The following is an 11895-nucleotide window of genomic DNA, read 5'->3' as shown; positions in this document are numbered from 1 at the left end:
AGCGCTACTTCCCGTATGTCGACTCGTCGAGCCCGCTCATCGACGGGTCGTACGTGACGTCGCCGACGTCGTACATGGACGTCATCCAGTGGTAGAAGTTGTCGCCGCGGTCCCGTAGTACGGCGTAGAGACGGCGCATCAGCTGCGACCGTACGGCGGCCTGCTCCGGATGGTTGTACACGTTGAGCAGCTCGTCCGGGTCGAGTTCCAGGTCGTACAGCTCGTTGACGGAGTCCGGGTTGACGACCAGCTTGTACCGGTCGGTGCGCAGCATGCGTTGTGGGTAAGGGAAATGATGGCCGTGGAACTCGCAGACGATGTCGTCTGCCCAGTCGGCCGGCTCCCCGCTCACCAATGGCAACAGGCTGCGTGAGTCGACGGCCGGCGTGGCGTCGGCGCCGGCGAGTTCGAGGATCGTCGCCGTACAGTCGAGCAGGCTGACGAACTCGTCCCGGACGACGGCGGCGGGCTGGCCGGGGACGCGGAGCAGCCCCGGCGTGCGGTAGATGTCCTCGTACATCGCCGGCCCCTTGTCGTGCAGGCGGTGCGAACCGGTGAACTCCCCGTGGTCGCAGGTGAAGAAGACAGCGGTGTCGTCGGTCAGTCCGAGCCGTTCCATCGCGGCCAGCACCCGCCCGATCTCGAAGTCGATCAGCGCCACGTACCCCTGGTAGACCGCGATCAGCTTGCGGGTCGTCTCGATCGGCATCGTGTCGAACGCCCAGTGCGCGCTGTAGTTCTGCTGCACCGGCGGCTTGCCCTGGAACGTCTCGGCGATCGACCGCGGCAGCTCGACGTCCGCCGGATCGACCAGGTCGAAGTACTGGTCGGGCAGGATGTACGGCAGGTGCGGGCCGAAGAAGTGCAGTGCGAGGAAGAACGGCTCCCCGGCGTACGACTCCAGCTGCTCGATCGCCCGCGTCGCGAGATAGTGCTCGAACGTCGCCTCCACCGGCTGGTGCAGACGGGCCGCGAGCAGGTTCCCCGGGCCGCCGTTGGGGAGCGTGCCGCGGATCCGGCCGGAGATCTCGTACGGCGGGAAGTCGTGCTCCTCGAGGTACGCCAGGTAGTCCGGGTGGTCCACCGGGTTGTGCCAGCCTGGCAGGTCGGGGCCGTCGAAGCCGAAGTCGCCCGCGGACTTGTTCGTCCCGACGTGCCACTTGCCGATCAGGCCGCACTGGTACCCGCGGTCGCGCAGCGCCCGCGAGAACGTGAACGTCCCCTCGCCCAGATCCTCGATGTAGCCGACGTTCCGCTCGTAGTTCGCGAGCAGCTTGTGCCGGAACGGTGCCTGTCCCGTGAGCAGGCTGGCGCGGGCCGGCGTACAGATCGCGGTCGGTGTGTACCAGCGGTCGAACCTGGTCCCGGTGCGGGCCAGCTCGTCGAGGTTCGGCGTCGTACCGAATTGGTTGCCATAGGCACCAAGAGTGTCGACGCGATGCTGGTCGGTCATCAGGAACAGGATGTTCTGCACCTCTGTGACGCTATGCCCGCCTGCGCGACCAGACAAATCGGTCCCGTGTCCTGTCGTACTACTGAGCCCGCTGCGACAGCGCCGTGCCAGCGGCACGTGCGGCCCGGTTGTGACTGTGGTGGCACCAAGAGAGGAGACGACGATGTACGACGTGGTGATAGTAGGTGCGGGCCCCGTGGGACTCAGGCTGGCGGGCGAGGTCGGTCTGGCCGGTGGGTCGGTGCTGGTGCTCGAGAAGGAGCCGGAAGGGCAGTCACCGTGGCGGTCGCGGCCGTTGGGGATGCGCGGGTTGTCGGCGGCATCGATCCAAGCGTTCGCGCGGCGCGGGCTGCTGGACGCGCTGACGGGTGCGCCGGACACCGAGGAGGCGCCGGCGGGGTCGCGGCGGGTGGGGCACTTCGCCGGCATCATGCTGGACGGCTCCGGCCTCGACACCCCGCCGTACCAGCTGCCGAGTGGGTTGCCGGGGATGCTGATGACGAGCCTCGCGTCGGTCGGGAGCGTGCTGACCGAGCGGGCGGTCAAGCTCGGGGTCGAGCTCCGGTACGACGTCGCGGTCGACGGCGTCACGCAGTACGACGATCACGTGGTCGTGCGCGCCGGGGCGGACGAGTTCGCGGGGCGCTGGGTGGTCGGGTGTGACGGCGGGCGGAGCGTCGTGCGCGGGCAGGCCGGGTTCGAGTTCGTGGGAACCGCGCCGCAGTTCACCGGGTACGTGATGCAGGCGACGCTCGCGGACGGCGAGAAGCTGCGGCCCGGGTTCAACCTGACGCCGGCCGGGATGTACCTCGTCATGCACGCGGACGGGCATGTCGCGATGATGGACTTCGACGGCGGCGCGTTCGACCGGACGCAGGAGTTGACGCGGGAGCATCTGCAGTCGGTACTGCGGCGCGTGTCGGAGACGGACGTGACGGTGGCCGAGGTGCGGCTAGCGTCGACGTTCACGGATCGCGCGATGCAGACCACGACGTACCGGAACGGGCGGGTGCTGCTGGCCGGCGACGCCGCGCACATCCACGCACCGCTCGGCGGGCAGGGGCTGAACACCGGGCTCGGCGACGCGATGAACCTCGGCTGGAAGCTGGCCGCCGTCGCGCGCGGTGCGTCCGAGGAGTTGGTGGATACGTATACAACAGAGCGGCATCCGATCGGCGAGTGGGTTCTCGACTGGACCCGCGCGCAGGCGCTGGTGATGAAGCCGGGCCCGAACGCGGCCGCGACCCAACGGCTCGTCCGCGACCTGCTGCTGACGAAGGACGGAACGTCGTACGTCTACAGCAAGCTGTCCGGCCTCGCCTTCCAGTACGAGGTGGGCGACCATCCCTTCGCCGGCCGCAACGCCCCGGACTTCGAGTTCGGCGACGGCACCCGTCTGGCGGACCTGACCCAGGACGGCGAGCCGCTGCTTCTGGATTTCACCGGTGACCTGACTCCTCCGGGCGGCCGCATCCGGTACGTCGCCGCGCACCCGCTGGACGACCTGGGCCTGAAAGCCGTCCTGATCCGGCCCGACGGCGTGATCGTCTGGGCCGACGACCCGTCGACGCTCGACGCCGCGATCGGCAGGTGGTTCTGAGCCGGCGGCGTTCTGTACTTGCCGGTCCATTTTTGCCGACCTAGCGTCGGGGCCATGCATGCGATGTTCGTCCGCGAGTACGGCGGCCCCGAAGTCATGACCTGGACCGAGTTCCCCGACCCGGAGCCCGGCCCGGGCGAGGTCGGCGTACGCCTCCGGGTCGCGGGCGTGAACTTCATGGACACCGGCGTACGGCGGATGCCCGTGCGCACCTGGTCGATCCCGACCGTCATCGGCGTCGAGGGGAGCGGTGTCGTGACCGTGCTGGGCGCCGGGATCGACGGGTTCGCCGTCGGCGACCGGGTGGCGTGGCGGTACCACCCCGGGAGCTACGCCGAGCAACTCGTGATCCCGGCGGACGCGCTCGTACGGGTGCCGGACGAGATCGACGACGAGACGGCCGCGGCCGTGCTGATGCAAGGGCTGACCGCCAACCACTTCACCACCGAGACGTACGCGATCCGGCCGGGCGACACCGCCGTCGTGCACGCCGCCGCGGGTGGGGTCGGGATGATGCTCACCCAGCTGATCAAGGCCCGCGGCGGTCGCGTCATCGGCCTGGTCTCCCGCGAGGACAAGGTCCAGGCCGCGTCCGAGGCGGGCGCCGACCACGTGCTGGTGTCGAGCGGCGGCGGCTTCGAGGACCGGGTACGGGCGTTGACCGGCGGAGAGGGCGCACACGTCGTGTACGACGGCGCGGGCGCGGCGACGTTCCGCTCGTCGCAGCTCTCCCTCCGCCGGCACGGCGTGCACGCGTACTACGGCGTACTGATCGGCAACCCGACGTTCGACCCGTCGCAGCTCCCGAACAGCATCCTGTTGTCGTACCCCGCCGTCGCCGACCACGTACCGACCCGCGAGGCCCTGATCCGCCGTACGAACGAACTCTTCGACTTCATCCGCAACGGCCAACTCATCCCACGCATCGGCGCCCGCTATGCCCTCTCCGACGCGGCGCAGTCCCACCACGACCTCGAGTCCCGTCGTACCACCGGGAAACTGCTGCTGATTCCTTAGCCTGCAGCAGTACCGGCGTCAGGATGACGCTGATACGTGTAGGCGGCGTGTCAGGTGCGTGTCAGGGGCCCCTCCGATGGTGGTCCCATGACAACTTCGGCGATCGCGGTCGCAGGACTGCGCAAGGCATTCGGTGACAAGACCGTGCTCGACGGCATCGACTTCGATGTTCCCGCGGGCACCGTCTTCGCGCTGTTGGGTCCCAATGGGGCCGGCAAGACCACAACGGTGCACGTTCTGACCACTCTCATCAAGGCGGACAGTGGCACGGTCCGCGTCGCCGGGCACGACGTCGCGACCGGCGCCAAGGCGGTCCGGTCCGCGATCGGCGTAACCGGGCAGTTCGCGGCTGTCGACGAGCTGCTCACCGGGCGGGAGAACCTCCAGCTGATGGTGGACCTCAGCCCGGTGACTGCCGACAAGAGGATTGTCGACAATCTGCTGGAGCGCTTCGAGCTGACCGAGGCGGCCGACAAGACCGCGGCGACGTACTCCGGCGGCATGCGCCGCAAGCTGGACCTGGCGATGACGCTGGTCGGCAACCCGCAGCTGATCTTCCTGGACGAGCCGACCACGGGTCTGGACCCGCGCAGCCGGCGGACGATGTGGACGATCATCCGCGAACTGCTGGCCGACGGCGTGACGATCTTCCTCACCACGCAGTACCTCGACGAGGCCGACCAGCTGGCCGACCGGATCGCGGTGCTCGACAAGGGCCGGCTTGTTGCCCAAGGCACCCCGGACGAGCTGAAGCGGCAGCTGCCCGGCACTCACGTCCGTTTCCGCTTCGACTCGGTCGCGGACCTGGACATGGCCGCCCGGATCTTCCCGGACTCGACCCGCGACGACGACGCGCTCACGCTGCGCGTCCCCAGCGACGGCGGCACCAGGTCCGTCCGCGCCCTGCTCGACCGCCTCGACGAGTACTCGCTGAACGCCGGCGAGTTCTCCGTCAACACCCCTGATCTCGACGACGTCTTCCTGGCCCTGACCGGCCACGACACCACGGAGGTAGTAGCGAAATGAAGAACCCCTCGATGGTGATGCTGCGCCGCAACCTCAAGCACATCGCCCGGAACCCGACGTCCGTGTTCAACGCGGTCCTGATGCCGGTCGTCGTGATGCTGATGTTCGTCTACATGCTCGGCGACGCGTTCAGCGTCGGCGTCCCGTACGTCGACTACGCGACGCCAGGCATGCTCCTGCTGGCGGTCTGCTACGGGCTCGGCGCCGTCGCGACCGCGGTGAACTCCGACATGACCAAGGGCATCATCAACCGCTTCAAGGTGATGGACGTGCCGCGCGGCGCGGTCCTCACCGGGCACGTGGTCGCGAGCGTGCTGACCAACCTGATCGCGATCGCCGCGATCATCGGCGTCGCGTTCGCGCTCGGCTTCAACCCGTCGGCGAGCTTCGCGCAGTGGCTCGGCGTGATCGGTCTCGTCGTACTGCTCGGGGTCGCGACCGCCTGGCTGACCGTCGCGCTCGGGCTGTTCGCGAAGAGCCCGGAGACCGCCGGACTCGCCTCGGTGCCGCTGGTGATGCTGCCGTTCTTCAGCAGCGCGATCGTGCCCGCCGACAAGATGGGCCCGGGCGTGAAGCAGTTCGCGCAGTACCAGCCGTTCACGCCGATCATCGAGTCGCTGCGCGGTCTGCTGAACGGCGCACCGCACACCGGTGACCTGATCGCCGCGTTCGCGTGGTGCCTCGGGATCGCGGTCGTCGGCTACGTCTGGGCGACCTCGACGTTCAAGAAGCGAGCGTGACCTCGGCCAGCTCTCGCCAGCTCGCCTGCCTGCCCTCGTCGGACGCCTCGGTGAACTTCGTGTCACCGAGGCGCCGGCGCGTTTCCTGCTCGATCCGGTCGACGTTCGGGTTCGACCGGTCCGGCAGCCCGCGGACGGCGGTGCTCGCGCCGAGCAATCGCGCGGCCTGCTCGTCCTGGCCGGTCCGTAGCGCGAGGTCCGCGATCCCGACCAGCGTCTGCGCGATCCCCGGCAGGTGGCCGCCCTCCATCGCCGCCTGGTACGCCGCGGCGCGATGCTCCCGTACTTCGTCGAGATCCGTCGCCAGGTAGCCGAGCCTGTCCTCGAGCGTGGCCCGCAGGTTCGCCCGTTCCGCCTCGCGTCCGAGCAGTGTCGTCGCCTGGGCGAGCTGCCGGCGCGCCTCCGCCAGGTCGCCCTTCCAGTACGCGAGCTCCGCCTTGTACAGCGCCAGCTCGATCAGCGCCTCCGGCCAGGCGACCCGTTCCGCCTTCCGTTGCGCCTCGGCCATCGCCGCCGTACTCGCGTCCTCGTCGCCGGCCAGCCAGTACAGCTGGGCCTGCCGCGACCGCATCCGTACGACGTCCTCGGTCGCGCCGACCTCCGTCGCGACCGCGATCGCCTGCTCGTAGTACTCGCACGCGGCGGCGAACTCGCCGCGGACCGCGACCCGGTCCGCCAGTTCGGTCAGCGCGAACGACATCCCCCAGCGCTCACCGATCGCGCGGAACTCCGCCAGCGCGGTCGCCAGCTCGCGGTCCGCGCCGGGGTCGCCGTCGCCGAGCATGATCCGCATCTTGCCGGTCTGCAATCGCGCCAACGCCCGTACCCACGGATCGTCGTCGGTCAGCAGGTCCTCGAACGCCGTCACGAACTGGTCCGGCCCGCCCAGCAGCCGTTCCAGCGCCTGCGACATCGTCACGGCCGGATGCGGGTTGTCGATCCGCCGGCTGATCTCGGCCGCCTTCCGGATCCAGTCCTCCGCGTCGTACTCGTCCCGCCCGCGGCCGGACGTCATGATCCCGGTGACGAACGCGTACACCACCGCCCGGGTGTCGTCCGGTACGTCGCCCGGCAGCGCGGGCACCGCGAGCAGGAACTCGTTGCCCTCGACCTTGTGCCCGGCGAACCACCAGTACCAGCCCGCCGCGGCGGCCAGCCGCATCGCGCCGGCGGCCTCGCCCGCGGTCAGCGCGCCCCGCATCGCGGCGGCGATATTGTCGTGGTCGGGCTCGAGGATCGCCAGCCAGGCCAGCTGTTCGGTACGGCGCAGGTGCGGGTCCGCGGTCTCGACCAGCTCGGTGAAGTAGCCGAGATGGGTACGCCGGGTCGCGTCGGTCTCACCCGCCTCCTCGAGCCGCTGCTGCGCGTACTCCTTGATCGTGCCGAGCAGCCGGTACCGCTGGTCGTCCGTGGTGACGACCAGCGACTTCTCGGTCAGCGCGGTCAACAGGTCGAGCACCTCCCACGACTGGACCTCGCCACCCGCGCAGACCTGCTCGGCCGCCTCCAGGTTGGCCCCGCCCGCGAACACGGACAGGCGTCGCAGTACCGAACGCTCCAGGTCGGACAGCAGCTCCCAGCTCCAGTCGATCACCGCGCGCAGCGTGCGATGCCGGGGGAGCGCCGTACGGCTCCCGCCGGTCAGCAGCCGGAACCGGTCGTCCAGCCGGTTCGCCAGCTGCTCGAGCGACATCGTCCGCAGCCGCGCCGCGGCCAGCTCGATCGCCAGCGGCATCCCGTCCAGCGCCCGGCAGATCCGGGCCATCGTCGCCGGGTCCGACACGAGATCCGCGCGGACGGCGCTCGCCCGGTCCTGCAGCAGCCGGACCGCCGGGGACGCGCCGATCTCGGCAGGATCCGCGGTCTCCGTTGGGAGCGCCAACGGTACGACGGGCCACAACGCCTCGCCGGTGATCCCGAGCGGCTCCCGGCTGGTGGCCAGCACCCGGAGCCGCGGGCACTCGCCGAGCACCCGGTGCGCGAACTTCGCCGCCGACTCGATCACGTGCTCGCAGTTGTCCAGGATCAGCAGCATCGACCGCTCCCGGACGGCGGCGATCACCCGGTCCGTCGGGTCCGCGTCCGGTACGTCGCCGAGCAGCGCGTCCCGCAGCGCGAGCGCGCCGAGGGTCGCCTGCGCCACGTCGCCGTCGGCGCCGATCGCTGCGAGTTCGACCATCCACGCACCGTCGGGCAGGTCGCGCAGCATGGTGCGGGCGGTCTCGGTCGCGAGCCGGGTCTTGCCGGAGCCGCCCGGCCCGATCAGGCTGGTCAGCCGGTGCTCGGCGACCAGGTCGCGGACGGCGGCGATGTCCGCGTCCTTGCCAACGTACGTCGTGAGCTCTTCGCGCAGGTTGGTGTTGCGCTTCTCGTCCCGGCGTACCAGCTCGCCGCGGAGCAGCGCGACGTGCAGCGCGGACAGCTCGGGCGAGGGGTCGACGCCGAGCTCGTCGGCGAGCGTCTCGCGGGTGCGCTCGTACACCCGCAGCGCCTCGGTGTCGCGGCCGGAGGCGACCAGCGCGCGCATCAGGGCGGCGACCAGGCGTTCCCGGACCGGATGCGCGGCGACCAGGTCGGTCAGTTCGGTGCCGAGGTCGGCGCCGTTGCCGAGCGTGATCTCGGCGTCGTACCGGTCCTCCATCGCGGCCAGCCGGAGCCCGTCGAGCCGCGTCACGGCGGCGTCGAACGCGCCGCTCTCGGTCAGCCCGATGTCCTGCATCGCGGGCCCGCGCCAGATGGCGAGCGCTTCGCGGAGCAGGTGGACGCCCTGCGGGTTCTGGTCGGTGCGGGCGCGGGTCAGGAGCCGTTCGAACCGGAGCGCGTCGACGCTGTCCGGGTCGACCTGCAGGCGGTAGCCGTCCGTGTGTCCCTCGACCGGGAGCAGCTTGCGCAGGCGGGACACGAGACGTTGCAGGGCGTTCGCCGCGTCCGCGGGTGGCTGTTCACCCCAGATCCAGTCGACCAGCGTCGCCTTCGGAACCACCCGCCCGGCGTCGAGCGCCAACGCGATCAGCAGGCCGCGCAGGCGCGCCCCGGGTACGTCGACGGCGCTCCCGTCGTCGGCCCGTACCTCGAACGGCCCCAGCATCCCGATCCACACCCGGCAGATTTTGCCACGCGCTCAGGGGCCTACCTCCCGGACGCAGGCGATCACCAGCTCCGGTACGTCGATCTGCAGGTAGTGGCTCGAGTCCGGGACCACCTGGTGCCGCCCGTTGCACTCGGTCGCCAGCTGCTCCTGCGCCGCGATCACCCGCGGCGTCCACTCCGGCGCGCGACCCTTGGTAGCCGTCAGCAGAACGACGGGAAGCCCCGTCCACACGCCCCGCTCCCGCCTCGCACGCAGCTCGTCGAGGCTGTCGAGGATCATCGGGAACTCGTCCAGATACGTGTACGACTGCTCGTCCGTCTCCAGATAGGACAGACAGGCCTCGCGGAGATGGGGCTCGTCGCCGGCGATGTCCTTGGCCAGTTCCTCCGCCGCGTCGAGGAGCTCCTGGTGGCGCGGGTTGGTCGCTGGGGGTTTGGTTCGGTCCGGGCGTGGCATCCGGTCGGCGTCGTCCCAGTAGGACTCGTGGGACGGGTCCAGCAGGACCAGGCCGCGGATCAGGTCGGGCCGCTCCCAGGTCGCGAACTGTGCCAGCAGCCCGCCCCAGCTTTGTCCGACCAGCACTGCCGGACCCACCTCGGCGAGCAGCGCGACCAGATCACCGACCTGCAGCTCGACACTCAGCGGCGCGGGATCGCTCACGCCGTACCCGGCCCGGTCGTACGCGATCACCCGATGATCCGGCACCAACTCCCGGAACACCGCGGCGTACGACGCCACCGGCGACATCGCCCCGGCCTCGAGCACCACCGGCGTACCGCGCCCGGCCTCGACCCAGCGGAGCATGCGGCCGCCGCCGCGGTCGAGCTCCCGCCGGGCGAGACCCCCACCGACGAGTACTGCGAACGCCTCCGCCACCGGATCGGTCACGGTCAGCCGATCGCCTTCTTGACCAGGGCAACGATCTGCTTCTCGAGCGCCGGGGTCAGCTGCGTCAGCGCGTACGACGTCGGCCACAGGTCGCCGTCGTCCAGCTGCGCCTTGTCGCTGAAGCCGAGCGTGGCGTACCGGTACTTGAACTTCGCCGCGTCCTGGAAGAAGCAGATCAGCTTGCCGTCCAGCGCCCAGCCGGGCATCCCGTACCAGAGCTTCGGGCTCAGCTCCGGCGCCGCCTCGAGGATCAGCTCGTTCAGCCGCTCGGCGATCGCGCGGTCCGCGTCCGCCATCCCGGCGATCTTCTCGGCCTGCGCGACGGCCGGGTCTTGGTTGCTCTTCAGGTCCTTCGCGTGCTCCTTCATCGCGTCCTGCTCGGCCTTGGTGAACCCGGTGTACGACTGCTTCTTCGTGGTTGCCATCGGAGTGCCTTTCGTTTCGTCGTTGCTCAGAACACTAAGAGCCACGCCACCCCCAGCGCTTCTCGAATCCTGACCGACCGCGGGTCGCCGCAGGGCGGTGTGGATTCCGACAGGAGGTATTGACCGGCTGGGTAGTGCACCTGAGCGTGATCTTGTATCTGCGTACGGTGTCTCACAGGTGCTCTACCTGTCGGTCGTTCCGCCCGGCGACGCGGCGGAGCATGCCGAGACGACCACCGTTCCGAACCAGTGCCCCTTGGCGGATCGTCCTCGACGCATCGCTGTACCTCCCTCTCAGGTGACACTGGACCGGTGGACCGAGAGAGTGATCTTGTTGCCGAGGGTGAGCCGGAGAAGGAGTTCAACCCGGGGATCGCCGCTCGGCTGCCGCGGAAGACCGCTGCCGGTGGTGCGCTGATCCGCGACCGGGCCGGGCGGATCCTCTTCCTGGAGCCGACGTACAAGCCGACGCTCGACATCCCCGGCGGCATCGTCGAGTACGACGAGTCGCCGTACGAGGCGTGCTGCCGCGAGGTCAAGGAGGAGATCGGCCTCGACCTGGAGATCGGCCGCCTGCTGGTCGTCGACTGGGTGCCCGCGCACGGCCCGTGGTCCGACGCGCTCGCGTTCGTCTTCGACGGCGGCGTCCTCGACGCGCCCACCCTCACGCTCGACCCCACCGAGGCCCGCGCGTACCACTTCCTCACCCTCACCGAGGCCGTCCCGCACCTCCGCCCCTCGATGGCCCGCCGCCTGACGGCCGCCGAACTCTCCCTCGCCACCGGCCACCCGGCGTACACCGACTTCGGCCGCGCCCGATGATCCCGTACGTCGCGAAGTCCGACCTCACGATCATCGCCCTCGGCGACGCCCTGGAGGCGAACGCCGTCCGCGCCATCCTGGAAGGCTTCAACTACCGCACCACCACCCACTGGGTCGGCTCCCGCGCCGAACTCGTCAAACTCCTCGCCGGCGACCTCCCCACCGACGACACCGTCGTACTGTCCTGCCACGGCGACGACGGCACGATCCTCGTCCCCCAAGAACCACCCATCACCGCCGACGACGTTCGCACCCGCGCTCACCTCGACGGCAAGACGATCATCAACCTCGGCTGCGAAACCGCCCGCCTGGCACCGGCCTTCCACCAGGCCGGCGCCACCCACTACATCGCACCCACCGCCGCCCCGGACGGCACCGCTGCCCTCGCCTTCGTCACCAACTTCTTCTTCCTCCGCACGGACAACATCCCCCTCCCCGAAGCCGTCCACCGCGCCGCCGCCTTCCACCCGGAATGCGAGCAGTTCGTGCTGACCGGCAGGTAGTTATTCGGCTTCGGCCTTGGGGCGGCGGGCGCCGGCGATGGCGCCGAGGGTCCACTCGGCGTACTTCGTCCGCTTCCTCACCGACCCGCAGCTGCGGGAGATCGCCCGTACGGCGGACCCCGCGCTGGAGTCCCTGATCGCGTCGATCCTCGGCGCGAACCCGGCGACGACGTCCGACGACGCGTTCGCGGATGCGGAACTGCTGATCGCGTTCGCGTTCGGCCTGCAGACGGAGCTGCTGCTCGACCAGCTGGACGAACCGCACGCCCTCCGCCTGCTCGACCGATTCCTCGATCGCGTCCTCGGTGGTTGACCTCAACACTAGTTGAG

The 11895-nt window shown here is 70.0% G+C and carries 11 protein-coding genes; 7 read left to right on the top strand and 4 right to left on the bottom strand.

Translation table 11 applies throughout. The features are described from left to right. Positions 1-4 precede the first annotated feature (4 nt). Positions 5-1474 (bottom strand): sulfatase-like hydrolase/transferase, encoded by a 1470-nt coding sequence (locus ACFV9C_RS29675; RefSeq protein ID WP_380198824.1) that lies wholly within the window; start codon positions 1472-1474, stop codon positions 5-7. Here ACFV9C_RS29675 and ACFV9C_RS29670 point away from each other — a divergent pair. The 4 genes from ACFV9C_RS29670 to ACFV9C_RS29655 all read left to right on the top strand — a co-directional run bounded on the left by ACFV9C_RS29670 (position 1464) and on the right by ACFV9C_RS29655 (position 5836). Beyond that, entirely contained in the window at positions 1464-3053 is a 1590-nt protein-coding gene (locus tag ACFV9C_RS29670; protein WP_380198823.1) for an FAD-dependent monooxygenase, read from the top strand. The two genes, ACFV9C_RS29675 and ACFV9C_RS29670, sit on opposite strands and share 11 nt — an antisense overlap. A gap of 54 nt (positions 3054-3107) precedes the next feature. Further along, positions 3108-4070, top strand: a complete 963-nt coding sequence (locus tag ACFV9C_RS29665) for a quinone oxidoreductase family protein (RefSeq protein WP_380198822.1) — start codon at positions 3108-3110, stop codon at positions 4068-4070. Positions 4071-4157: 87 nt separating this feature from the next. Beyond that, on the top strand, positions 4158-5096 hold the full coding sequence (locus ACFV9C_RS29660) for an ATP-binding cassette domain-containing protein (RefSeq protein ID WP_380198821.1): 939 nt from the start codon (positions 4158-4160) through the stop codon (positions 5094-5096). Further along, positions 5093-5836, top strand: coding sequence for an ABC transporter permease (locus ACFV9C_RS29655; protein WP_380198820.1), 744 nt, complete (start codon positions 5093-5095; stop codon positions 5834-5836). Before ACFV9C_RS29660 ends, ACFV9C_RS29655 begins: the two co-directional genes overlap by 4 nt. Here ACFV9C_RS29655 and ACFV9C_RS29650 read toward each other — a convergent pair. Genes ACFV9C_RS29650 through ACFV9C_RS29640 form a run of 3 tightly spaced genes read right to left on the bottom strand, consistent with a single transcriptional unit; the run spans position 5820 to position 10240 of the window. Next, positions 5820-8936: a BTAD domain-containing putative transcriptional regulator gene (locus tag ACFV9C_RS29650; RefSeq protein ID WP_380198819.1), complete on the bottom strand. Its 3117-nt coding sequence runs from the start codon at positions 8934-8936 to the stop codon at positions 5820-5822. The genes ACFV9C_RS29655 and ACFV9C_RS29650 overlap by 17 nt on opposite strands. 21 nt (positions 8937-8957) lie before the next feature. Further along, the gene (locus tag ACFV9C_RS29645) at positions 8958-9815 is read right to left on the bottom strand and encodes an alpha/beta fold hydrolase (RefSeq protein ID WP_380198817.1); all 858 of its coding nucleotides are present in this window, start codon (positions 9813-9815) and stop codon (positions 8958-8960) included. A gap of 2 nt (positions 9816-9817) precedes the next feature. Then, a complete protein-coding gene (locus ACFV9C_RS29640) occupies positions 9818-10240 on the bottom strand; it encodes an iron chaperone (protein ID WP_380198816.1) in 423 nt (140 codons plus the stop codon). A gap of 312 nt (positions 10241-10552) precedes the next feature. On the opposite strand from ACFV9C_RS29640, the gene ACFV9C_RS29635 reads away from it, so the two are divergent. The 3 genes from ACFV9C_RS29635 to ACFV9C_RS29625 are packed head-to-tail and all read left to right on the top strand — an operon-like array spanning position 10553 to position 11878. Further along, complete coding sequence (locus ACFV9C_RS29635) at positions 10553-11062, top strand: NUDIX domain-containing protein (protein ID WP_380198814.1); 510 nt, start codon at positions 10553-10555, stop codon at positions 11060-11062. Then, complete coding sequence (locus ACFV9C_RS29630; protein WP_380198813.1) at positions 11059-11565, top strand: hypothetical protein; 507 nt, start codon at positions 11059-11061, stop codon at positions 11563-11565. The genes ACFV9C_RS29635 and ACFV9C_RS29630 overlap by 4 nt, the downstream gene beginning before the upstream one ends. A 37-nt stretch (positions 11566-11602) precedes the next feature. After that, complete coding sequence (locus ACFV9C_RS29625; RefSeq protein ID WP_380198812.1) at positions 11603-11878, top strand: TetR family transcriptional regulator C-terminal domain-containing protein; 276 nt, start codon at positions 11603-11605, stop codon at positions 11876-11878. Positions 11879-11895: the final 17 nt, after the last annotated feature.

It is taken from the genome of Kribbella sp. NPDC059898, assembly GCF_042730855.1.
In the GTDB taxonomy this organism is placed as follows: domain Bacteria; phylum Actinomycetota; class Actinomycetes; order Propionibacteriales; family Kribbellaceae; genus Kribbella.
Note: the sequence above shows the minus strand (reverse complement) of the source record. Positions and strands in the feature narration are given on the sequence as shown.